18 protein-coding genes are annotated in these 22,662 nt (G+C 71.5%); 5 read left to right on the top strand and 13 right to left on the bottom strand.

Annotation, left to right across the window (positions count from 1 at the left end; genetic code table 11):
• Positions 1–38 precede the first annotated feature (38 nt).
• Positions 39–2,303 carry a SpoIIE family protein phosphatase gene (locus RM788_RS05955; protein ID WP_315930489.1) on the top strand — a complete coding sequence of 755 codons (2,265 nt, stop codon included), beginning with the start codon at positions 39–41 and terminating at the stop codon, positions 2,301–2,303.
• Positions 2,304–2,343: 40 nt separating this feature from the next.
• Here RM788_RS05955 and RM788_RS05950 read toward each other — a convergent pair whose 3' ends face one another.
• From RM788_RS05950 to RM788_RS05940, 3 genes are all read right to left on the bottom strand, one after another.
• Positions 2,344–2,787, bottom strand: a complete 444-nt coding sequence (locus RM788_RS05950) for an SRPBCC family protein (RefSeq protein WP_315934986.1) — start codon at positions 2,785–2,787, stop codon at positions 2,344–2,346.
• Between the two features lie 300 nt (positions 2,788–3,087).
• The gene (locus RM788_RS05945) at positions 3,088–4,173 is read right to left on the bottom strand and encodes a glycosyltransferase (RefSeq protein ID WP_315930488.1); all 1,086 of its coding nucleotides are present in this window, start codon (positions 4,171–4,173) and stop codon (positions 3,088–3,090) included.
• 454 nt (positions 4,174–4,627) lie between these two features.
• On the bottom strand, positions 4,628–5,149 hold the full coding sequence (locus RM788_RS05940; RefSeq protein ID WP_315930487.1) for a DUF1360 domain-containing protein: 522 nt from the start codon (positions 5,147–5,149) through the stop codon (positions 4,628–4,630).
• A 215-nt stretch (positions 5,150–5,364) separates the two neighbouring features.
• Here RM788_RS05940 and RM788_RS05935 point away from each other — a divergent pair, with 215 nt between their 5' ends.
• Positions 5,365–6,462, top strand: coding sequence for an esterase/lipase family protein (locus RM788_RS05935; RefSeq protein WP_315930486.1), 1,098 nt, complete (start codon positions 5,365–5,367; stop codon positions 6,460–6,462).
• Positions 6,463–7,124: 662 nt separating this feature from the next.
• A complete protein-coding gene (locus RM788_RS05930; RefSeq protein WP_315930485.1) occupies positions 7,125–7,496 on the top strand; it encodes a helix-turn-helix domain-containing protein in 372 nt (123 codons plus the stop codon).
• 156 nt (positions 7,497–7,652) lie between these two features.
• On the opposite strand, the gene RM788_RS05925 is transcribed toward RM788_RS05930, so the two are convergent.
• Positions 7,653–8,804 carry a PP2C family protein-serine/threonine phosphatase gene (locus RM788_RS05925; protein ID WP_315930484.1) on the bottom strand — a complete coding sequence of 384 codons (1,152 nt, stop codon included), beginning with the start codon at positions 8,802–8,804 and terminating at the stop codon, positions 7,653–7,655.
• Between the two features lie 590 nt (positions 8,805–9,394).
• Here RM788_RS05925 and RM788_RS05920 point away from each other — a divergent pair.
• Positions 9,395–9,835, top strand: a complete 441-nt coding sequence (locus tag RM788_RS05920) for an ATP-binding protein (protein WP_315930483.1) — start codon at positions 9,395–9,397, stop codon at positions 9,833–9,835.
• A 79-nt stretch (positions 9,836–9,914) separates the two neighbouring features.
• On the opposite strand, the gene RM788_RS05915 is transcribed toward RM788_RS05920, so the two are convergent.
• The 3 genes from RM788_RS05915 to RM788_RS05905 form a co-directional block, all read right to left on the bottom strand.
• Entirely contained in the window at positions 9,915–10,748 is an 834-nt protein-coding gene (locus RM788_RS05915) for an SCO6745 family protein (protein WP_315930482.1), read from the bottom strand.
• A 197-nt stretch (positions 10,749–10,945) separates the two neighbouring features.
• Complete coding sequence (locus RM788_RS05910) at positions 10,946–11,935, bottom strand: aminoglycoside phosphotransferase family protein (protein WP_315930481.1); 990 nt, start codon at positions 11,933–11,935, stop codon at positions 10,946–10,948.
• A 207-nt stretch (positions 11,936–12,142) separates the two neighbouring features.
• A complete protein-coding gene (locus RM788_RS05905; protein WP_315930480.1) occupies positions 12,143–12,469 on the bottom strand; it encodes a hypothetical protein in 327 nt (108 codons plus the stop codon).
• Between the two features lie 512 nt (positions 12,470–12,981).
• Between RM788_RS05905 and RM788_RS05900 the strand changes: the two genes are divergently transcribed.
• On the top strand, positions 12,982–13,647 hold the full coding sequence (locus RM788_RS05900) for an AfsR/SARP family transcriptional regulator (protein WP_315930479.1): 666 nt from the start codon (positions 12,982–12,984) through the stop codon (positions 13,645–13,647).
• A gap of 16 nt (positions 13,648–13,663) precedes the next feature.
• Here RM788_RS05900 and RM788_RS05895 read toward each other — a convergent pair whose 3' ends face one another.
• The 6 genes from RM788_RS05895 to RM788_RS05870 all read right to left on the bottom strand — a co-directional run bounded on the left by RM788_RS05895 (position 13,664) and on the right by RM788_RS05870 (position 22,409).
• Positions 13,664–14,974: a 3-deoxy-7-phosphoheptulonate synthase class II gene (locus RM788_RS05895; protein WP_315930478.1), complete on the bottom strand. Its 1,311-nt coding sequence runs from the start codon at positions 14,972–14,974 to the stop codon at positions 13,664–13,666.
• On the bottom strand, positions 14,971–17,142 hold the full coding sequence (locus tag RM788_RS05890; RefSeq protein WP_315930477.1) for an anthranilate synthase component I: 2,172 nt from the start codon (positions 17,140–17,142) through the stop codon (positions 14,971–14,973). The genes RM788_RS05895 and RM788_RS05890 overlap by 4 nt, the downstream gene beginning before the upstream one ends.
• A gap of 122 nt (positions 17,143–17,264) precedes the next feature.
• Positions 17,265–18,782, bottom strand: coding sequence for an FAD-binding oxidoreductase (locus RM788_RS05885; RefSeq protein WP_315930476.1), 1,518 nt, complete (start codon positions 18,780–18,782; stop codon positions 17,265–17,267).
• 39 nt (positions 18,783–18,821) lie between these two features.
• Positions 18,822–20,456 (bottom strand): AMP-binding protein, encoded by a 1,635-nt coding sequence (locus RM788_RS05880; RefSeq protein WP_315930475.1) that lies wholly within the window; start codon positions 20,454–20,456, stop codon positions 18,822–18,824.
• Positions 20,457–20,473: 17 nt separating this feature from the next.
• On the bottom strand, positions 20,474–20,866 hold the full coding sequence (locus RM788_RS05875; RefSeq protein WP_315930474.1) for a hotdog fold thioesterase: 393 nt from the start codon (positions 20,864–20,866) through the stop codon (positions 20,474–20,476).
• Positions 20,859–22,409, bottom strand: coding sequence for a class I adenylate-forming enzyme family protein (locus RM788_RS05870; RefSeq protein WP_315930473.1), 1,551 nt, complete (start codon positions 22,407–22,409; stop codon positions 20,859–20,861). The genes RM788_RS05875 and RM788_RS05870 overlap by 8 nt, the downstream gene beginning before the upstream one ends.
• Positions 22,410–22,662: the final 253 nt, after the last annotated feature.

Below are 22,662 nucleotides of genomic sequence, written 5' to 3'. Positions count from 1 at the left end.
CGAAGGCCGCTGCCCGAAGGTGGTGAGACCACTCAAGGGTGCTGGGAGACCAGAACACGTTCCGGGAACGCCCGGAGCGGTCTGCGCGTGACCGGCTGGAGACGACGATGGGGCACGACGACGATTCGGCCATCGGAACGGACCCGTCGCGTGACCCGCGTCCGGTCGACGACGCGGACATCCGGTCCCTCTTCGGGGAGTCCAGCGCGGCCTTCGCCACGCTGGAAGGTCCCGCGCACGTGCTGGAGACCGCCAACAACGCCTTCTTCGAGGCGATCGGCGGCGGTGACCGCGTGCGAACCGGAACGCCGATCGGCCAACTTGTGCCCGAACTGGTCGACCAGGGCGTCATCGCGTTGCTCGACGGCGTCTACCGCACCGGCCGCCCGTACGCCGCGCGCGACGCGCGGATCGTGCTGGGGGAAGCCGATGTGGCGCGGGAGGCGTACTTCGACTTCATCTACGAACCGCGGCGCGACACCGGCGGCAACGTCACCGGTGTGGTGGTGCTGGCCGTGGAGACCACGCAGACCAGGCACGCGCAGCGGTTGATCGCCGAGCACCGGGCGCTGCTGGAGCAGATCGCCCGCCGGGCGCCGCTGCGGGAGGTGCTCGACGGCATGGTGCGGGTGATCGAGCACTTCACCCCCGGCACCATGGTGTCGGTGCTGCTGGCGGACGAGGACGGCAAGCACCTGCGACACGGTGCCGCGCCGAGCCTGCCCGACTTCTACAACAACGCCATCGACGGCATCGCCATCGGCGAGGGAACCGGGTCCTGCGGCACGGCGGCCCACCGCCGCCGCCCGGTGGTCGTCGGCGACATCGCGAACGACCCGTTCTGGGCCGACTTCCGGGAACTGGCGGCCGCCGCGTCGTTGGCGGCCTGCTGGTCCACTCCGATCCTGGCGCGCGACGGCCGTCTGCTGGGCACCTTCGCCATGTACCACCGCTTCCCACGACAGCCGGGGGAGACGGACTTGGCCCTGGCCAGGGTCTTCACCGACACGGCCGCCCTGGCCATCGAGCGCCACCACACCGAACAGGCGCAGGCCGCCGCCGAGGCCAAGGAGAAGGCCGCCCGCGAGGACCTGGCCTTCCTGTTGACAGCGGGCACGGCGTTGGCCCGGTGCCTGGACCACGCGCAGGCCCTGCAATGCCTGGCCGACATCTGCGTCCCGACCCTGGTGCCGTTGTGCGCGATCGACGTCGTCGACGCGGGCGGGGTGCGGCGGATCGCCACCGCGGCGGTCACCGCCGGACAGGCGGATCTGCTGGCCGCGCACGCCCCCGAACCCGACGCGGTGGCCAGGGTGCTGTCCTCGGCGACCACCGAGGTCGCCCGCCGCGCACCCACCGAACCGGGCCCGTGGGACGACCTGGCGATCACCGGCTACGTCTGCGTCCCGCTCAGCGACCGGGGCCACGTGTTCGGCACCCTGACCCTGTTCACCACCGAGGACGGGCCCGCGCTGGACGGTCACGTCGTCCACCTCGCCGAGGAACTCGCCTCACGGGCGTCGCTCTCGGCGCGCAACGCCCGCCAGTACACCGAACGGGTCCAGCTCGCCCACGACCTGCAAGCGGGTCTGCTGCTGCCCGATCTCCCCGAACTGCCCGGCGCCGAACTGGCCACCCACTACCACCCGGCGGGTGAGGGGTTGGAGATCGGCGGCGACTTCTACGACGTGTTCCCGCTGCCCGACGGGCAGTGGGCGTTCCTGATCGGGGACGTCTGCGGTCGCGGGGCCAAGGCCGCCACGACCACCGCACTGGTCCGCCACACCGCCCGCGCCATCGCCCGCGTGCTGCCGGACCCGCATTCCGTCGTCCAGGCCGTCAACACCGCACTGCTGGACCGGTCGAGCAGCCACGGCTCCGGATTCGTGACCCTCGTCTACGGGCACCTGCGCGACCGGCACGGGCACCTGGCCATCGACTTCATCCGCGCAGGCCACGTCGCACCGCGGCTCTTGCGCCCCGACGGCACCGTGACGGCTCTGGAAGTTCCCGGCATGCTCCTCGGCATCGTCGCGAACCCGCGTCTCCGCACTCACCACGTCGATCTGAAAGCCGGCGAGAGCCTGGTCCTGGTGACCGACGGGATCACCGAGGCACGTGCCGAGGACGGCTCCCAGTTCGACGACGAGGGGTTGGACACCGCGTTGGGGCGGCTCGACCACCCCGGCGCGCGGAACGTGCTCGACGCGCTGATCACGGCGTTGACCGCGTTCAGCGACGGGCACGTGGGCGAGGACGACCAGGCCGCGCTCGTGCTGACCGCGAGGCCGGTTCCGCGGTAGCGCGCCCGAACCTCCACATGGGATCCGCGGGACTGCCTGTCTACCCGTTACCGCTGTGCAGCACCACATCCGCCAGCCGCCGCAGGGTTTCCCGGTTGCGGGGCCGCAGGAAGAGCGCTTGAACCGCCTCGGGCATCAGCGCGCCCGGCCCGCTCACCGCCTTCTCGGACATGCTGACCCCCGTTCCGCCGCCTGCGACCGAGGTCAACTCGAACCGCACCTTGGCGACGCCGAACGGCCACAGCTTCGCGCGCAGCTCAAGCGCGCTACCGGGCAGCACCGCAAGCACCACCGTCTCGTCCTCGATCTGCAGCGGCCATGCTCCGACACTGTGGTGGATGCGCGTACCGACAGCGGGCCACCCCTCGTCCACATCGCGGATGTGCGTGGCGCCCACGACCCACCCGGCGTACGACCAGCCGTCGGCCAGCAGTGCGAACACCTGGTCGGGCGGAACCGGAATCTCGAGTTCGACAGTCGTCATCTCGTCCAAGTACCCAGCTTCGGGCGTCGAAACCCTGTGCGCACACACAGATGAGTGGTGCGCGGGACCAGGAATGCTGTCGGCCCCTGATTTCACTCGACCGGTGAGCCCGTGCGGCAGGTCGTGCCCCGAACGCGCGACGCTTTTCTGCGCACCGTCCCGACTTGGAACACCCGCGGGCGGTGTCCCAAGTCAGGAGTGGTGGCCTAGTTCCCCACTTCGGCGGCTCCACGTGTCCGACTGTCGGTGATCGCGTGGTCGTAGGCGTTCACCGTCTCCTCCGCGACGCGGTCCCAGGTGTTACCGGGCCTGGACGCGGTCGACGCCCGCGATCGCGCACATCTGGCGGCGCGTGCTGTCGGCCAGCAGATCGCGCAACGCGAATCCGAGCGCGCGGGAGTCGCGTGGCGGCACCAGCACACCGGTCACGCCGTCGACCACAGCGTCGTTGAAAGCTCCTACGGCGGAGGCCACGACCGGCACCCCGCACGCCATGGCTTCCAGGGCCGTGGCGCCCAGTGGTTCGTACCACGACGGACACAGCACGACGTCGGCCGACCGCAGCAGAGCGGGCCTCCTCGACCTGTCGACGCCGCCGGTGAACTTCACCCGGTCGGCGACTCCGAGCCGACGCGCGTGCTCCACCAGGCGCCGCACCTCGGGATCCTCCCGCGGGTCGGTGCTGTGGACGTGTCCGGCGATCACCAGTTGAGCCCGTGGAACCGACTGCAGGGCGCTGATCGCGGTATCGAGACCGCTGTGCGGTCGCACGTCACCGGTGGCGATCAGCCGTGGGCCGCCACCCGATCGCATGGCCGGACCGTCGGGCGTGAACAGGCCGGTGTCGATCCCGCACGGCACGAACGACGTGCGGGACCGCGGCACGCCCATCCGCACGAGGTCGGACACCTCCTCGGCGCTCGCGGCGACCACCCTCCCGGCGGCCGCGCCCGTCCGGCGCTCGATGTCCAGCCGTGTCCGCGCCTCCGTGTCGCGGAAGCGCTGTTCCACGATGCCGAGACCGTGGAAGGACTGCACGACCGGGATGTCGCGGCCGCCGCCGACCGCGAGCGCGGACAGCCAGGAACGCAGGTGGACCACATCCGGGCGCCAGCCACTCCAGTGATCGTCGAGGAAGGCGGCGAACTCGTCGAGGTGCGGTACCAGGTCTGCCCCCGACAGCCTGTCGGTCGGCCCGGCGGGGACCCGCACCACCTGGTAGCCCCGCTTCGCGCGCTGCCGCTGAAGCGGCATGGGCGAATGCTGTCGCAGGTACAGGACGACCTCGTGCCCGCGTGCGCACAGCGCTTCCGACAACTCGGTCATGTGCGACCGCTGCGCTTCGACATCGACTTCCCACGCCGCCGCCACCATCGCCACCCGCATCTCAGCACCCCTCCGGAAAGCGGCGCACCACGGGGGAAGAACTGGTTGGGGAACTCATTCGCGCTCCTCGGCATCATCGGCGGGGGCGTCGGCCGAGTACTGCCTCGACACGTCCCGATGCCCACCGCTCGATCGGTGCCCACCCGCGCGGCCCTCCACCTGACGATCTGGAGACGGGACGCGCTCTGCGCCAGCGACACCGGCTCCGGGGGACCAGGGGGATCCGCATCGCCCGCGAGTGGCGACTGACGCCGCCGCGATGTGCCCACGCCCCGGCCGTCAGCCGGTTCGTCGCAGCGCGGGATTCGGGCGCGTCGTCTTGTCGTCACCTTGCGGACGGGTGGGTCACGCGCCGACTTCTTGACGCACTCCACTACTACCCGTACCGGTGCCCGGGTAACCATGTGATGTGCGACGCCGCGGGGAAGAGGGCGGACTTCGGGGTGGACGGGACTCAGGCGGAGTTCCGCACGACGGCGGTCTTGGTCGCGTCGTAGGCGAGGTGCAGGTAGTCCGAGCCCGCGATGGTGGTCAACGTCGTGGCGACCAGGCGGGTGGCGCGGGGAGCGAGCACCAGTCCCGCGGTGAAGGCGGTGGCCAGCCAGACGCCCGAGCAGAAGGGGCAGGTCAGCAGTTCGCCCAGGGCGTGCCGGTGGTCTCCCGTGGGCGGTACGGACTCGGCCACCTCGCCCTCACCGGTGGAGCCCTCGAACCGGGTGAACGGCGCCCGGAGGGCAGCGGTGACGGAACTCTTCGTCAGCAGCCTGCTCGCCTTGTGGACAGCCACCGACACCAGAACCGTGTCGCTCCAGGAGAACCCCTCGGGCAGGCGCGCCCCGCGCGCCTTGCCCACCGCCGCGGCCACCCCGACGAGTCCGGTGAACCCGCCCATCGCACGCAGGTAGCCACCCAGCGGCCGAGCCTCGTCTCCTGCGTAGTTCGACCGGACGCGCTCGAAGACCCCTGTCACAGACATGCGGCGTTGATTGCCTCGACGCTGCGAACCCAAACGTGTGGACGGGAAAATCCCCCGCACGGGATCGCGTGGCGCGGGCACTCGTCGAACTCACGGCTTTGAGACGAGGCTCACCGCCGGCGATACGTCCGGAACGTGTGGTCGACATCGATCCGGGTATTGACGTCCGAGCCGTGGCCGTCGCGGTGGACGACCGAACGTTGAGGGGATATCGCATGGCGCCCGGTCCTACGACGTCCACCCCGGCACAAGGGCCCAGGCTCGGCATCGACCTGGTGTCCAGGGTTCTGGGAACCGTGCTGGACACGGTCCGGGCCTTGCCGGACCTGGCCGCCTCGAAAGCCCGGCTGCCCGGCGCGCTGGTCAAGTCCGAGATCGGGCAACGGGTGGTCGGGTTCGCCAACGGCGCCTTCGGCGAGCGGGCCGCCCCGCGCGGCGACACCCTGCCCGCGGCGATGTCCGTGCGGCTCGACCACCGTCGGCTTCGGCTGGACCGAGCCTCGCTCGCGGCGGCCTACCCGTCGGCGAAGGGGTGTCTGGTGGTGCTCCTGCACGGCTTGGTCGACACCGAGCGCTCCTGGTTCCGGACCGACGGGTTCGGCCGCGGACGCTCGGGCGCGGACATCGGCAGCAAGCTCGCCACCGCTTTGTCCTGCACTCCGGTCTACGTGCGCTACAACTCCGGCCGCCACGTCTCCGACAACGGCCGCGAACTGGCCGACCTGCTCGACACCCTCGTCGACCGGTGGCCGGTGGAGGTGACCGACGTGGTTCTCATCGGCCACTCGATGGGAGGGCTGGTGGCGCGAAGCGCTGTCCACCAGGCCCACGCCCGAGCAAGCCGGTGGTCGCCGCTGGTGACCAGGCTGGTGTGCCTGGGCACGCCGCACGCCGGAGCACCGCTGGAACGCGTTGTCGCCCGCACCGCGGCGCTGCTGGGCCGCATCCGGCCCGCCGCACCGCTTTCCTGGCTTCTGGGACTGCGCAGCGACGGTATCCAGGACTTGGCCGAGGGGTACCTGCACGAGCACCAGTGGGCCGAGCAGAGCGGGGTGGAGCAGGTGGAAACGACACTTCCGGACGGGGTGCGGCAGTTGTACGTGTCCGCGACGCTGTCCCGCTCGCGGGACAGCGTGCTGGGCCGTGTTGTCGGCGACCTGATGGTGGAGCCCGCGAGCGCCGCCGATCCCGGCCAGAACGCGGAGCTGCGGTGGCTGGGAGGGCTCACCCACTTCGACCTGCTGCGCCACGACACCGCCCACCAGACCCTGATCGACTGGCTGGGTTCACCTGGCGCCAATCGTCGCTGGTGAGGAGCCCTGCGCCACTTGAACGAGCAAATCTATGATCGTGGGAGTAGACATTGGGAGTTGGTTGTGTGTAGTGTTCTCCTCGTTGAGAGAGAGAAAGTCAGTGGCACGGGAGATGACGAACTGCCCGTGAGCTAGGCGCAAGACGGTCGGACGTGCTGGGGCCAGACGGTGAAGGGGCTCCTCGGCAGTGGACCAGGGGTTGTCGGCAGATGTGCTCGCAAGTGGCGCCGATGACCGAGTCGCAAGGCAAGCGCAGATGAAGTTGCTCGTGCAGGACGGTCAGGTGTGCCGGAGCCGGTCAGCGGAAGGGGCTCCAGGCAGGTGGCCAGGGATGGTCGGTGAGGTGGTTCCGGCATGTGCGTCAGGTCCGGTGCCGATCATCACGTGAGGATGCGAGAAGTAGTAATCAGAGGAGAAGGGAAGGGTTGCACACCATCGGATCGCCCGTTCACGGTTGATCTCAGCCGGACGGGTACCGCGGTTCCATCGGATTGGAAGGTGGTCTTCGGTTACGCACACGCGATCCCCGTTGCTCCCGCTTCTAGTGCGGGTCGCGCGGACAGAGGAAGCCGGTCTCACGGTCGGCTAGGTGGAAGTGGAACCCAACAACCCCGGGGCCCCGGCGCTACTGCGCCGGGGCCCCTCGTGATGAGGAGGCGCCGATGACACCAGACGAAACCCCCGGACCACTGGTCCCGGAATCGCAGACCACGGCCGAGAGGTTCGACGACGACGACTACCCCGCCTACACGATGGGACGGGCCGCGGAGATGCTCGACACCTCGGCCGGGTTCCTGCGCAGTCTCGGCGAGGCGAAGCTGATCGAGCCGCAGCGCTCCACGGGCGGACACCGCCGCTACTCGCGCTACCAGTTGCGCTTGGCCGCCCGTGTCCGGGAACTGGTCGACGAGGGCACCGGGCTGGACGCCGCCTGTCGCATCGTCACCCTGGAAGACCAGCTGAAGGAAGCCCAGAACGCCAACAGGACGCAGCGCAAGCCAGGCGACCCCTACCCGCCACTGCGGGGCGTGTGAACTCGCGTGAACCGGAGGTCGGCCGGACTGGCCGACCCGCGTGACGGAGGATCGGGTCAGCGCGGATGGGGGACGCCTCAGTGCTTGATCCTGTTGCGGCGCTTGCGCAAGGAACTCGACAAGCCCGGCTCGCCACGTCGACAGGTTGCTCCGGTGCTAGGCGGGCGAGGCCGTGTTCGTGTCGGCGCCGTTGTCGGCTTGGCGTTCGGTGTGACCGGTTCCGTGCCAGTCCAGGCAGAGGACGGTGGCGTCGTCCTGGAGGTGGTCGTGGTAGGCGTGCCTCACGGCCCTGGTCGCCGCTCGCACCACTTCTCTCGGGTGCAGTCCCGCGGTGTCGCGGAGCAGTGCAGGTAGGTCGACCTCTTCGGCGTCGCGTTCGAACATGCCGTCGGTGAGCAGCAGCAGCCGATCCCCGGGGCGCAGGTCCACCTGTTGCGCCTGGTAGGCGTACGGGGCCACGCCGAACAGCAGGTCGACGTCCATCTCAAGTGGCTTCACCACGTCGTCGCGCAGCAGCAGGGGAGCGGGGTGGCCTGCGTTGACCAGTTCGACAGCCCCGTCGCGCAGGTCCACGCGCATCAGCAGTCCGGTCGCCAGCGATCCCCTGTGGTGCTCCAACAACGCCTGGTTGGCCTGCCGCGCCTGCCCGGCCAGGTCCTCGCCTTCTCGGCGGGCCTTGCGCAGCGCGCCGACCAGCAGGGTCGCGATCAGCGCCGAGGTCACGTCGTGACCGACGGCGTCGGTCATCGACAGGTGCAGGGCGTCGCGGTCCAGCGCGTAGTCGTAGGTGTCGCCGCCGATGTCGTGGGCGGGCACCAGGGCTCCGGCGACGGTGAACTGGGCGGCCTCGCAGCAGGACGCCGTGGGCAGCAACTGGTGTTGGATCTCCGCGGCCAGGCTCATCGCCGTGGTGCGCCGCCCGGTGTGGTACAGGTCGGTGAAACGGCGATCGGTGACGATGACGTACGCCAAGGCGTGCGCGGCCTCGCCCAGCTGCGCGAGCATCCGCTCGTCGAGTGCGGGCACGGTCACCTCCAGCACGCCGACGCAGTCGCCGCGGTTGGTCACCGGCAGCACCACCCGCACCCCGTCGCCGTCCCGCACCTGCCACGGTCGCTGGGTGCGCAGCACCTCCTCGTAGGCGCTGTCCCGCAGGTCGACGCTTTCCGCACCACCCTTGCTCAGGTCCCGCGCGCTCGAGGCCATTCGCACCAGTTGCTCGTCGCTGACGTCGATCAGCAGGAACGACACGTCGAAGGCCTCGAACCGCTTGGCCAGGTCTCGCGCGACGACCTCGACCGATTCCACCGGAGGTGCGCTTTCGGCCGCTGCCAGCACATCGCCTGATCGCAACACGTCACCGTCCACAGCAGCCTCCGAGTAGTCGGGTCAACCCAACCACATGACCCGCGTCGACGGGTTCCCGTACCCGATGATCGCGTTTCGGCGGGGATACCGCGCGATGCGCGTTCGCGTCGCGTACTCGTTAGCCCGGCGGCGGTCAGACAGGTGGTTCGTCAAGTGACATGGGGTGACGCGAGTGAAACAGCGATAAACACGATTTGCCATGAACCTCTTCACACGAGAACTGTGATCGCCGCACCTGCCCGTGCGGATTCGACCACTTCCGGGGTTTCAAGCCGCAGCGAGCACCGCGGAGAACGATGAGCTCCCGAAGGGAATGGAGCCTTGGTCCTGGCAACTGCTGCATCGGCCTACCGGTTTCCAGAAGAACTGCCCTGACCATGACCTCGGGGTGTCCGCCTTGTCGGAACTCCACGGACGGCACCACGCGAATCGGCTCCAGGGCTGCGCCTCGGGTAGGCTGCCCGACCAGGGCATTTGTCCGTTACGACACCCAGGCGACCTCATGACCGGGATCCATCGGCGAAAGAGGAGTGGAGCGCGTGGATGACAGCAATGGCGCGCAGACGGGACAAGTGTCCTTCACCCTTGATCTCGACGCGCGGTCTTCGCAGTTGAGGATGGTCCGCCATTGGGTCGGCGAGGTCCTGGCCGATTTGAGCGACGACGATCGGGACGATTGCGTGCTCGTTGTGAACGAACTGGTGAGCAACGCTTTCGACCACGCCGTCGGTCCCCGCCGCGTCAGGCTCAGCCGGTCGCCGGAGTCGTGCGTCGTGCGTGCCGAGGTCGACGACGCATCACCCGACGAACTCGTCCTCGGCCGATCGCGACTGGGCGGCAGCCGCGGCCGGGGATTGACCATCGTCAAGCACCTGTCGAAGGACTGGGGTGTCGACGCGGGAGTGGAGGGGAAAACCGTGTGGGCCGAGATGTCCTGTTCTTCGGCCACGACCTTCGACGACGGCCGGTAGACGACTTCCGGCTCCACAAGCACTTGGTCAACGGCGGCGAGCACCCGCTGTTGGTCGTTGCTGTCGCGGTCGTCCACCACTACGACGGGAAGACCGCTCGGATGGTGGCCGAGATCGGTGCGAGGTCGGCAGCCAGGAGTTCGAGTTCACCGGGACCCAGGGCGTTGTAGGGCGCCTCCGCGAGCCGGTCGGTCATCGCCTCGACCCGCTCCTTGGCGGCGTGGCCGGTGTCGGTGAGCCACCCGTCGGTCCCGATCAGGCCGCGGGAGCGCATGCCGTCGATGACCGCGGTCAGCCGCGCGGCGGGGAGGTGTCCGACCCGGCCGAACTCCTTGGCGGGCATGTGGACGGACAGGGCGTGCAGCACATGGGCTTCCGTGCCGCCGATGCCCTCGGCCAGCAGGGCGACGTTGTGGCCGTCGCCGCGGTGTTCGCGCAGCAGCGTGGCCGCGTGCCACAGCCGGGCCACGGGCTCCCGCGGTACCGGGAGGGCGCGCAGGGCTGAGAAAAGGGCGCGTCCTTCCACCGGTGCGCTGGTCGCCGCGGTCAGCAGAAGATCGCCGGCGCGGCCGATTCCGGGAGTGTCGGCGAGGTCGCCGAGGATCCGGCGCAGGCCCGCGACGCACCCCCGTTCGCGGGCGGCCAGCGCCGCCTCGGGTGTGGTGAGTTCCCAGACCCGTGGAAGGTGGCGTGCGACCTCGCCGGGGGCGAAGTTGTAGAAGACGGCGTGGACCACCTCGGCGGGCACCGTGCCGCCGAACGGCGCGGCCCGGCCGGCGAAGTAGGCGTCCCACGGGTTGCGCAGGCCCAGCGCCATCAGGGCCTGGTCGGACTCGTCGGCGAAGTAGGGCATCAGGCCTATGGGCTCGACCAGGTCGTACATGCGGCGGGCCACGGGGTGCGGGTGTGACATGTCGTCTCCTGCGATCACCGGGTCGCCCTCGTGGCGGCCCGTTCACCTCCTCCACGAACAGCCCAGGCCGGATCCGACATCGGACCCGTCCCGATTTTCCACCGGTATGAGGGCGCGTGCCGGCAATGCGGTCGGCTCGCCGACTTCGACCAGGGCTTCACCCATGATCAACCGGGCATCCATGCCGGCCTCAATGGTCAAAACTCGAGCTGGCGAAGCGCGTTGAGTTCGTCGAGGGCGCGATGGCCGCGCTTGACCACCCCTGGAACGACATCACGGCGCCCGTCACGGATGGGGATCTCGAGCATGTGGAGGATCTGCGCCGCTGTGAGCACCGCAGCCCCCTCCCCACCGACCAGGTCGAGAATTCTCGTCCACAGCCGCCCCCGGACATCGTCCAGCAGCGGATCCCGGAAGGTGTACCAGGCGAGGGTGGTGAGATCGATCGCCCGCGTGCCGCTACCCGCGTTCCCGATGTCCACTACCGCCACCACCGCTCCGTCACGGACCAGGACGTTGCCGGGGGTCGAGAGATCGGCATGGACCATGTCCGGCGCGTCTCGTGGTGGGGGCACGTCGGCACACACGAGCCGCAGGCGCTCGACCAAGGCCGACACCACGGAGGAATACCCGGAGAGCCTGGCCACGGACCGGCGGAGAAGCGCCTGCCCCGGCGTCTCGTCGACATCCAGCCCGGCGACAGTCGATTCCCGACCGGTGGCGACCCGCCAGGCGTACGACCAGTGGTCGTAGGGCTCGGAGGCTTGGCCTGCCCGGAGTTCGATGATCTCCATCAGCTGCTCGACGAGGGACGGGGTCAGCTCCGGCGCGGGAGCCGCGTCGACGAAGTCCATCAGATGCCATGCATGAGTGGCGGTGGCCCCCACTCCGAGCCAGGCCGGGGTGGGATAGCCGCGCTTGCGCATGTGCTCGACCACTCTCCGGGCCCGCAACGTCTCGTCCAGGTGGTCGGGGTGTGCCAGGGGCACTGCTTTGAGAACCGCGTTCGCCCTTCCGGCCACCTGGACGCGCGTGGCACCTCCGTTGACGCCTCCGGGCAGGCGACCGAGAACAGTGACCTCCGCCCCGAGCACGTAGGCCACGTAGTCCAAGACCTCGGCCGGCAGCTCTTCGGAATGGGTGCCCTGGTTCATCGGCTGCTGGCCGCAACGGTGGGAGCGCAGCACATGCGCAGCATCTTACGGCCGAACCGGCCGGTCCATCCATCGCCGGGGAACCGCAGGACGGATCGTCGCGAAGCCGCTCCGAACGCGCGCTCGCGCCGTCGCCCGGTCCGATCGGCGCTCGCCTCGGCGCGTTTCGACTTGACCCGCCATGGTTGTCGGGCGCGGCTCGTCCACAGCGCCGATGTCGGCGTGGTTTCGGATGGGGCGTCACGCATCGAGGAGACGTGCCGGCGCGCCCACCGGCCGCCTGGTGACGGTTGACGGCCCGGTGGTCGCTGGCTGAAGCACCTCGTGATCACCCCGCGGCGCATCATCCACCGGGTCCTCCACAACTCCAGGATCGGCATCAGCGCCGACAACTCCACAAAGCTGACCTCCTTGAGCGGGGGCCTGTCGTCCACCGACCGGCAGGCGTTGCAGACCATCCGCCTGCTGGACCGGATGAGCATCGTGGTCATCCGCATCCAGAACACCAGCAGCTTCCCCGTTTCGGCCGACGCTGACGTGCGACCCGCCGAGCTCGCCCTCGTCCACGACGGCTCCTGGACCACCTCGCCAGTGCCGAGGGAGGACGTCAGATCCAGGCCGCGGGTTACATCCCCTGCGTGGACGCCGACGGCACCTACCACCAGCTGTGCCAGTAGTCCGGCACTGGTCGGGGTCGTCCACGGGAAGGTGCCTGCCCCGCAGGCCTGCCGTTCGGAGGTCCGAACACGTGCGAACGCCCACCCGTCACCACGCTTGTCGTACGGCTTTTCCCCCGGTTCCGCTCGGTCACGGGTGATCCGGACAATTCCCCGTGCGGCCGGGAACGCTTACCCCGTTCGAGGATGGGCGACAGGGCCGCCGGGGTTGGTCACCCGCACAGCGCGTGATCCTGGCGCCGATCCACGTCCATTGCCGTGTGGATCTCCGGCGGGTACGACTAGGGGGTGATTCGATGGAGTGGTGCGCGGGGAAATCCAGGGTGCGTCCGGTACGAGTTACTGGGTTCGGCGCCGTTGGTGCGCTCGGGCGATCGGGTCCGGGAATTCCGTGCCCGCAAGGTGCAGACGTTGTTGGCGGCACTGCTCATCCGGGCCGGGCAGGTCGTGACGACGGACCGGTTGATCACCGAGATCTGGGGGGTGGCGCCGCCGCGCACGGCGATGGGCGCGTTGCACGTGCACGTGTCCAAGCTCAGGAAGGAGCTCACCGCGTTCGGTGCGGTCGATCCCGTGGTGACGCGGCCGTCGGGCTACTCGTTGGAACTCGGGAGGAACAAGCTCGACCTCCACGATTTCCTCGAACTGGTCGACGAGGCTCGTCTGCTGATGAGGGAGGGGCGTCATGCCGAGGTTCTTGACCGAACCGGGCGGGCGTCGAGGATGTGCGCGGGCACGGTGGTCGGCGATTGCTGCGGCGGGCCGATGATCACCGCTTTCAGCGCCTTGGTGACCGCGACCAGGCTGGAGTGCGTCGGCATGGAGGCGGCCGCGAACTCCGCGCTGGGCAGGTACGGCGAGGTGATCTCCCTGCTGTCCCCGGTGGTGGTCGAGAACCCGCTGCACGAGCCGTTCGCCGAGCAGTTGATGCGCGCCCTGCACCGGGCGCACCGGCGGGCCGACGCGCTGAAGGTGTACGACACCACGAGGGCGGTGCTCCAGGCCGAACTCGGCCTGGAGCCCTGCCGGTACGTGCGGGACCTGCGCGACGCGATCCTCGCGGGCTGACCGGTCCGGGGCCACCTCAGCCGCGCAGCAGTTCGGCTCCCCGGAACGCGAGGTCGAGCGCCTGGTCCCCGTTCAACCGCGGATCGCAGGCCGATTCGTAGCGCAGCGGCAGGTCGGCGGCGGACACCGCGCCGCCCACGCACTCGGTCACGTCGTCGCCGGTCATCTCCACGTGCAGGCCGCCGGGGTGGGTGCCCAGTTCGCGGTGGACCTCGAAGAACCCGGTGACCTCGGCCAGGACGTCGCTCACCAGCCGGGTCTTGTGCCCGCTCGGCGCGGTGACCGTGTTGCCGTGCATCGGATCGCACAGCCACACCACCGCCGCGCCGCTCGCGGTCACCTTCTCCACCAGCGGCGGCAGCGCCTCCCGCACCAGCGAGGCGCCCATCCGCGCGATGAACGTCAGCCGACCCGGCACGCGCTCCGGGTCCAGCCGGTCCACCAGGGCCAGCACGTCGTCCGCGTCCGCGGTCGGCCCCAGCTTCACCCCGATCGGGTTGGCGATCCGCGAGGCGAACTCCACGTGCGCCCCGTCCAGTCCGCGGGTCCGCTCGCCGATCCACACCATGTGCGCCGAGGTGTCGTACCAGCCGTCGGCGTGCGGCCGGGACAACGCGCTCTCGTAGTCCAGCACCAGAGCCTCGTGGCTCGTGTACAGCTCAGGCTCGCCCGCGCCCGCGCGTTCCCAGGCGCGGAGGAACCTCAGCGCCGACCCGATGTCGGCCAGCGTCCGCCTGTCCCGCTCCAGGGCGGGTGTCGGGAAGCCCGCGTGCACCGGCTCGGCCCTGCTCGCGCCGCTGGCCAGGAACCCCCGCAGCAGGTTCAGCGTGGTCGCCGACGCGTGGTAGGCCCGCGCCAGCCGCCGGGGGTCCAGCGCGCGTTCCGCGGCGCCGAACACCACGTCGTTGGCGATGTCGCCCCGGTAGGCGGGCAGGGTCACGCCGCCGCGGGTCTCGGTGGCCGCCGACCGGGGTTTGGCGTACTGCCCGGCGATCCGCCCGATCCGCACCACCGGCGTCGACCCGCCGTAGGACAGCACCAGCGCCATCCGCAGCAGCGTCAGCACCTTGCCGCCGATGCGGTCGGCCGACACGTGGTCGAAGAGTTCGGCGCAGTCGCCGCCCTGGAGGACGAACCCTTCCCCGCGCGCGACCGCGGCCAGCCGGTCCCGCAGCCGGTCGCACTCCGCGGGGAGCACCAACGGCGGTGCGAGCGACAACTCGTCCACCACGGCGCGCAGCGCCTCGGCGTCGGGCCACGGCGGCTGCTGCGCCGCCGTCCGGGCGCGCCAGGAGTCGATGTCGTCGACCAGGCCGCTGGTGGTCATCGCCGGACCCGCCCGGCGGTCAGGGACGCCACGGCGTTGGCGATGACCGCGTGCCCCACGCCACCGGCCGCCGTCATGATCGACTCGGGGTGGAACTGCACGGCCGCGACCGGCAGGTCCCGGTGCTCGACGGCCATCACCACGCCGTCGTCGGTGGCCGCGGTGACCCGCAGCTCGGCGGGCAGCGACACGGCGTGCAGCGAGTGGTACCGGCCGACCTCGAAGTCCGGCGCCACCCCGCGGAACAGCCCGCTGTCGGGCTCCAGCACCCGCACCGTGGACGGTTTGCCGTGCACCGGCCGGTCCAGGACGGCGAGGTCGCCGCCGAAGTGCTCGACGATGGCCTGGAGCCCCAGGCACACCCCGAACACCGGCAGGTCCAGCCGCCGCGCTTCCGCAAGGGTGGCCGCCAGGCCGAAGTCCGCTGGGCGGCCCGGTCCCGGCGACAGCACCACCAGGTCGGGCCGTTCCGCGGCGAGCCGGGACAGGTGGCCGCCGTCGCGGTAGGTCGTGACGTGCGCGCCGGTCTGCCGCAGGTAATCGGCCAGGTTGTGGACGAACGAGTCGCGGTGGTCGACCAGCAGGACGCGCCTGCCCTCGCCGACCCGCGCGACCCGCGCGCCGCCGGCGGTGCCCGCGCGCGGCCGGGCCTCCAGGACTTCCAGCAGCGCCTTGGCCTTCAGCTCGGTCTCGGCCTCCTCGGCGTCGGGATCGGAGTCGTGCAGCAGGGTCGCGCCCGCCCGGACCACGGCCACGCCGTGGCGGATCTGGATCGTGCGCAGCGTGAGGACGGTGTCGAGTCCGCCGTCGAACCCGATCCGGCCGACCGCGCCGCCGTACCAGCGGCGCGGCGACCGCTCGTGGTGTTCCAGGAACCCGATCGCGGCGAGCTTCGGCGCGCCCGTCACGGTCACCGCCCACAGGTGCGCCAGGAACCCGTCGAGCGCGTCGCGGTCGTCCCTGAGCACCCCTTCGACCCGGTCCACGGTGTGGATCAGCGCGGAGTAGAGCGCGATGCGCCGCCGCTCGGTCACCCGGACCGTGCCCGGAACGCACACGCGCGCCTTGTCGTTGCGGTCCACGTCCGTGCACATGGTCAGCTCGGACTCCTCCTTGGTGGAGTTGAGCAGATCGCGGATGCGCGAGGCGTCCTCCAGGGCGTCGCCCCCGCGCGCCGTGGTGCCGCTGATCGGGGACGACGTCGCCACCAGCCCGCGCCGCTCCCGGCGCACCCGGACGAACATCTCCGGTGACGCGCCCACCAGGTACTCGCCCTCGCCCAGGTTCGCCAGCAGGCTGTGCGGCGCGGGGTTGCGGGCACGCAGACGGCGGAACAGCTCGGCGGGCGGGTGCGGGCACTTCCGGCGGAAGAGCTGGCCGGGAACGACCTCGAACAGCTCGCCGGAGGTGAACAGCGGCATGGCCCGGCGCACCACGTCGGCGTACTCGCCGGGCAGGTGGTCGCGCTCGCTGAGCGGGGCGCGGGGGACGAACCCCGCGGACGGGGTGGCGCGGTCGAGGCCGTCCGTGGCGACGCCGTCCACCGCGAACTCGTACCGGTGCCGCACCGCGCGGTCGCCGCGCAGGTCCAGGTCCAGCAGTTCGTCCGGCAGGTGCAGCACCAGGTCGCGGTCGACCGGGTCGCGGGGCTGGCGCAGCTCGATCGGCTCGACCTCGAACAGCAGGTCGTAGCCGAACGCGCCGTACAGGCCCAGCAGCGGGTCCACGGGGAGCGCCATCGCCGAGACCAGTGCGCGGATCACCTCGAACACCCCGGAGTGGCGGGTGCGGTCCTCCTCGGCGAACGCTCCGGACGGCGTGCGGGCCAGGCCGTGGAACGACCGTCCGTCGGCGACCACGTCGAGCAGCGCGCCCTCCACCGCCCGCCGCAGCGCGCCCAGCAGCACGAGGCCGCGGTCGTTGAGCGCGGTGACCGACACCCGCTTCGACCGGACCACCACCTCGATCGGCGGGTCGACGTAGCCGACCACCCGGTCGTCGCCGAGGAACTGGAGCAGCCCGCGCCGGTGGTCGAGCGCGTCCTCCAGGGCCGTCCGGGCCCGTGCGGCGCTGCCGACGCGCTCGGTGGTGCGGGTGACCCCGATCCCGGCGGGCGTGAGCCACCGCTGGGCGGCGGCGGGGGAATCGGCCAGGTCCAACAAGGACATCAGGTCTCCTCGTGGTGCGGGCATGGCGGTGCTGCCCGGTGTCGCGCCGGGGAACGAGCGCTGGGAACGAGCGCTGGAGGACGAGCGCTGGGGACGAGCGCCGTGGGACGAGCGCGGTCGCGTCAGGCGCCGACGCCGTGCGGCAGGCGGAACAGGCCGTGCGGGTCGTAGCGGCGCTTGACCCGCACCAGCCGGTCGTGGTTGGACCCGTAGTAGGCGTCGCGCCAGTCGGGCAGCGAGGTGTCCGGGTAGTTGACGTAGGTGCGGCCGTTGGAGTGCGGGTCCATCGCGGCGAACCCGCCGTCGACCCACGAGAGGCCTGCGGCGCGCGCCTCGGGCGTCGGATCGGCCAGGCCCACCGTGTAGACGGCGAACAGGGTCGCGTCGCGGTGCACGTACGCCGTGGCGTCCCGGGGGACGGTGTTCGCGTTCTTGCCCAGGGACAGGAAGCCCAGCCAGCGGTACTGGCCCGCCGCGCGGTCGGCGTCGAACGCGCGGAGCAGGTCGTCGACACCCGAGGCCGGGACGGGGTCGGCGAACATCCGGCTGCGGTGCCGGACGAACACCGACCGCGGCAGCAGGGCCTCCGGGTTGGCCCCGGTGAGGTGGCACTGCGCGACGGAGGAGTTCTCGCAGCCGAACTGGCGCATCATGGCGCGCTCGTAGGACAGGTGCTCGACGACCCTGCCGGTCGGCGGGGAACCGACGAGGGACACCAGTTCGTCCAGCGCCGCCGTCGCCTCGGCGGTGGTGCCGAAGTGGACGCCGGTGACGATCACCCTGGGCACGGCGCCCGGCGCCGCGTCGTCGAGCAGCAGGCCCGCGCGGGGCGCGAGTGCCGCGTCGGTGTGCTCGGCCCAGTCCTGCCAGCGGTTCAGCACGGTGTCGGCGGAGTCCCACGGCCAGTTGAGCGTGAAGTGCACGACCGACGGTTCTACCGTCGGCTTCATCTCGAAGTCCGTGACGATCCCGAAGTTGCCGCCGCCACCGCCGCGCAGAGCCCACAGCAGGTCCGGGTTCCGCTCCGCGGAGGCGACCACGGCACGGCCGTCGGCGAGCACCACCCGTGCCGACAGCAGCCGGTCGGAGGCGGGGCCGTACTTGCGGAACTGCCACCCCATGCCGCCACCGGTGACGAACCCGCCGGGGCACACGGTGGGGCAGAACCCGGCGGGCACGGTGACGCCGTGCGGGGCGAGGGCGGACACGACGTCGACGGCCTGCGCGGCGGGGCCCAGGCGCACCGAGTGCTCGCCGACCCGGACGGAGTCCATCCTGGACAGGTCCACCACCAGGCCCTCGCCGGTGGACCACCCGGCGAAGCTGTGCCCGCCGCTGCGCGTGGTGACCGGGATTCCCCGGTCCTGGGCGAACCGCAGGCACAGCGACACGTCCGCCTCGGTCTCGCACTGGGCGACGGCGCGCGGCCGGATCGCGTCGAACTCCGCCGAGGCGAGCCTGCGGGCCCGGTCGTAGCGCGGGTCCGAGGGCAGGACGAGGTCGCCCGCGAGCCCGCGGCGGAGCCCGCTCCACGCGTCGGCCGCGGTGGTGGTGCCCACCGGTGCCGCGGCGGCGGTGCCGACGAGTGCCGCGGACGCCGCCGCGGCGCCCGCGCCGAGAAGGGTTCTCCTGCTGATCATGCTGTTCTCCGGGAGGTGGTGTGGTCGGCGGGCGGCGCGTCAGCTCACGGCGGTCGACCGCCGGGCGGTGAGGCGTTCGGGCAGCAGGGCGCGCTGGAGCTTCCCGGTGGCGGTCCGGGGCAGCCGGTCCACGAACTCGACCGCGCGCGGGTACTTGTAGGGCGCGATCTCGTGCTTCACGAAGTCCTGGAGCGCTGCGACGAGGTCCGGCGACCCGGCGACCCCGGCGGTGAGCACGACGTAGGCCTTGACGAGCATCCCCCGGTCGAGGTCCGGCACGCCGACGACCGCGCACTCGGCCACGTCCGGGTGCCGCTGCAGGGCGGTCTCCACCTCGGGGGCGGCGATGTTGTACCCCGACGAGACGATCATGTCGTCGGACCTGGCCTGGTACCAGAAGTAGCCGTCGGCGTCGCGGACGTAGGTGTCGCCGGTGAGGTTCCAGCCCGCGCGCACGTAGTCGCGCTGCCGGTCGTCGGCGAGGTAGCGGCAGCCGGTCGGACCGCGGACGGCCAGCCTCCCGGCCACCCCGTCGGGCACCGGCCCGCCGTCCTCGTCCACCACGACGGCCGTGTAACCGGGCACCGGACGGCCGGTGGAGCCAGGTCTGATGTCGTCGTCCGCGGCGGCGATGAAGATGTGCAGCATCTCCGTCGCGCCGATGCCGTCGATGATCCGCAGCCCGGTCGCGTCGTGGAACCGGTGCCAGGTGTCGGCGGGCAGGGCCTCGCCCGCCGACACGCACCGCCGCAGCCCGCCCAGGTCGTACCCGTCGGGGGAGGAAAGCGCCGCCCGATAGGCCGTCGGCGCGGTGAACAGCACCGTGACGCCCAGCCGGGAGACCGCCCCGAACAGCTCGTCCGGCGTCGCCCGCTCCAGCAGCACGGCGCACGCCCCGGCGCGCAGCGGGAACACCAGCAGACCGCCCAGGCCGAAGGTGAACGCCAGCGGCGGGCTCCCGGCGAACACGTCGTCGGGGCGGGGGCGCAGCACGTGCGCCGAGAAGGTGTCGGCGATGGCCAGCACGTCCCGGTGGAAGTGCATGGTGGCCTTGGGGCGCCCCGACGTGCCGGAGGTGAACGCGATCATCGCCACGTCGTCGGCGGCCGTGGCCACGGGGGTGAAGTCGGCCGGGCGGTGGCGTGCCAGCTCCTCCAGTTCCGCGGACTCCGAGCCGTAGGTCACCACGCGCAGCCCCTCGACCCCGGCGGCCACCAGGTCCTCGGTGTACCGGCCGTCGCACAGCGCCAGCCGCGCCGCCGAGGTCTCCGCCGCGACGCGCAGCTCGTGCCGCCGCAGTTGCGGCATGGTGGTCACCACCACCGCGCCGACCCGCAGCGCGGCCAGCCAGCACAGCGCCAGGGCGGGGTTGTTGGGCCCGCGCAACAGGATCCGGTTGCCCGGCACGATGCCGAGGTCGGTGACGAGGGTGGTCGCCAGCCGGTTCACCCGGTCCAGCACCTCGCCGTAGGACAGCGTGGCGCCGTGGCCGTCGCGCAGGCACGGCCGGTCGGTCCCGAACCGCGCGATGGTGGTGTCGAGCAGTTCCACCGCCGCGTTCAGCCGGTCCGGGTGCTCCGCGCCGGGCAGGTCCAGTTCGGGCCACTCGTGCGCGGGCGGCAGGTGGTCCCTGGCGAAGGTGTCGACGTGCGCCGACGGGGACAGGGGGTGCATGGGGGGCTCCGGGGTGCTCAGGTGGCGACGCGGACGCAGGTCATCCGAGCCGTGCAGACCCGCTTGCCGCGCTGGTCGACGACGACGACCTCGTAGGTGGCGTGGGTGCGGCCCAGGTGGACCGCGGTGGCGACGCCGGTCACCACGCCCTCGCGGGTGGGCCGGTGGTGGGTCGCGTTCAGCTCGGTGCCGACGGCGGCGCCGCCGTCGGCACCGAAGTGCAGGCAGGCGCCGACCGAGGCCAGGGTCTCGACGAGCACGCACGACGCGCCGCCGTGCAGCACGCCGAACGGCTGGGTGTTGCCCTGCACCGGCAGCGTGCCGATGACGCGGTGCGGCGACGACTCGGTGACCCGCAGGCCGATCCGGTTCTCCAGGTCCCCGCGCGGGATGGCCGCGGTCTCAGTCATGGACGCCCTCCCGCAGCGCCCGGACCAGTTCCGGGCGGCGGACCTTCCAGGTGGCGGTGCGGGGCACCGCGTCGAACGCGATCTGCTTGGGCGGCGACATCGGCGGCAGGTCGGCGGTCGCCCGCGCCCACCGGTCGTGGTCCAGTGCGCGGTCGCCGCGGGTGCACACCACCGGTAGCGCCTGTCCGCCGTCACCGGCCACGACCACGACCTCGCGCAGTTCCGGCAGCCGGGACATCAGCGCGTCCTCGACGCGCAGGCTGCTGTCGACGGCGTCGAGCTGGTCGACCTCGCGGTCGAACAGGTGCACCCGGCCCCACCGGTCCTTCTTGCCCATGTCGCCCATCCGCCACCAGCCGCCGGTGAGCTGCTCGCGGAAGCGGGCGTCCTCGCCGAGGTAGGTGATCGCGCGGGTGCGGCTGCTCACCTCGATGTGCCCGACCCGCCCGGCGGGCAGCACCCGGCCGTCGTCGCCCACCACGCGCAGCCGCACCACGCGGGGGAACGCCCACCCGACGCACCGGCCGTCGGCCCGGTGCGCGCCGCGCTCGCTGTAGAGGTTGGCGGTGACCGGTCCGGTCTCGGTCTGGCCGTAGAGCTGGAGGAAGTAGGGCCTGCGCCGCTTCGACGCGCCCAGCAGCACCTGGATGGTCCGCGGGTGCATGGCGTCGAAGGTGGCGCTGTAGTACCGCACGCTCGCCAGTGGCGCTCCGGGCGCGTCGGCCAGCACCTCCCAGTCGATGAACGTGTTGGGCTGGGTCTCCACCGCGCCCGGCCTGGTGCGGGTGAACAGCGGCCCGATGACCGCGGGGTCCGGGTCCACGGCGACGACCAGGGTGTTGCCGTGGGACAGGGCGAGGAACAGGGCGCTGTAGAAGCGGGCGTGCACGAAGCTCATGCACAGCGCGACCCTCTCGTGCCGCCAGGTGCGGCGGGCGATCAGCTTCTGCGGCCGGAGTCGCTGGCCCAGCGCGTCGGGGGTCTGCACGACCAGCTTGGGCGGGCCCGTGGTCCCGGAGGTGTGCGTGATCAGCGCGGGGGAGAAGCGGTCGGGCGGGGTCGGCGCGGCGACCGGCGCGCCGCGGAACCGGGACAGCGACACCGCCCCGTCGACCTCCTCGCCCGCCGACAGCAGCACCGTCCTGGCGCCGCCGGTGTCCAGGCCGGTGGCGTCGAGCTTGGCGCGATCGGTCAGCAGCCACGGCCGGTCCAGCAGCGGCAGCAGGGTGGACACCACCTCGCCGGGCAGCGCGGGCGACAGCAGCGCGGGCACCGCGCCGATCCGCTGGACGGCCGCGGCCAGCAGGGCGATGTCGAAGTTGTCGGTCTTGTAGACCGCGACGCGGTCCCCTCGGCGCACGCCCGCGCCCGTCAGTTCCGCGGACAGCGTGCGCACGTGCTCGGCGACCTGAGTCAGGGTCAGGGTGGTGCCGTCCTCGGGCGCGAGCTGGAGCGGGGTGTCCAGGACGATCGCGGTCGAGCCGTGGTCGGCCGCCGCCTGGTCGAACATCTCACCGATGCAGAAGGTCGGTACCTCGTTCATGGCAGTGGTGTCCTCGTGCCGGGGGCTGTTCCGCGACCGAGCATCGCGCGTCCGGAGGGCTGTCACCGACCCCGTGTCATGTTCCTGCGCCGCAACGCGTTCCGTCGACAGCTTGTTGTCACCGCGACCGGAAGGCAGCCGTGCGGCCAATACCGTGGGTCGACCAATCCGCGTCGAGGGGCGACACTGTGTGGGACAACGGTTATTCAACTCCTGAGCCACCCGGCACGGCCGAGTTGCTCGCCGAGGTCGA

This window comes from Umezawaea sp. Da 62-37 (assembly GCF_032460545.1).
In the GTDB taxonomy this organism is placed as follows: Bacteria; Actinomycetota; Actinomycetes; order Mycobacteriales; family Pseudonocardiaceae; genus Umezawaea.
The sequence above is the reverse complement of the archived record's forward strand: the minus strand, read 5'-3'. Positions and strand labels throughout refer to the sequence as shown.

What these genes read in the sequence shown, in the direction of transcription:
- RM788_RS05875 (WP_315930474.1), bottom strand. Translation starts at nt 20,866, where the DNA reads ATGACTGAGACCGCGGCCATCCCGCGCGGGGACCTGGAGAACCGGATC.
- RM788_RS05870 (WP_315930473.1), bottom strand. Translation starts at nt 22,409, where the DNA reads ATGAACGAGGTACCGACCTTCTGCATCGGTGAGATGTTCGACCAGGCG.
- RM788_RS05930 (WP_315930485.1), top strand. Translation starts at nt 7,125, where the DNA reads ATGACACCAGACGAAACCCCCGGACCACTGGTCCCGGAATCGCAGACC.
- RM788_RS05880 (WP_315930475.1), bottom strand. Translation starts at nt 20,456, where the DNA reads ATGCACCCCCTGTCCCCGTCGGCGCACGTCGACACCTTCGCCAGGGAC.
- RM788_RS05885 (WP_315930476.1), bottom strand. Translation starts at nt 18,782, where the DNA reads ATGATCAGCAGGAGAACCCTTCTCGGCGCGGGCGCCGCGGCGGCGTCC.
- RM788_RS05895 (WP_315930478.1), bottom strand. Translation starts at nt 14,974, where the DNA reads ATGACCACCAGCGGCCTGGTCGACGACATCGACTCCTGGCGCGCCCGG.
- RM788_RS05950 (WP_315934986.1), bottom strand. Translation starts at nt 2,787, where the DNA reads ATGACGACTGTCGAACTCGAGATTCCGGTTCCGCCCGACCAGGTGTTC.
- RM788_RS05935 (WP_315930486.1), top strand. Translation starts at nt 5,365, where the DNA reads ATGGCGCCCGGTCCTACGACGTCCACCCCGGCACAAGGGCCCAGGCTC.
- RM788_RS05945 (WP_315930488.1), bottom strand. Translation starts at nt 4,173, where the DNA reads ATGCGGGTGGCGATGGTGGCGGCGGCGTGGGAAGTCGATGTCGAAGCG.
- RM788_RS05940 (WP_315930487.1), bottom strand. Translation starts at nt 5,149, where the DNA reads ATGTCTGTGACAGGGGTCTTCGAGCGCGTCCGGTCGAACTACGCAGGA.
- RM788_RS05890 (WP_315930477.1), bottom strand. Translation starts at nt 17,142, where the DNA reads ATGTCCTTGTTGGACCTGGCCGATTCCCCCGCCGCCGCCCAGCGGTGG.
- RM788_RS05915 (WP_315930482.1), bottom strand. Translation starts at nt 10,748, where the DNA reads ATGTCACACCCGCACCCCGTGGCCCGCCGCATGTACGACCTGGTCGAG.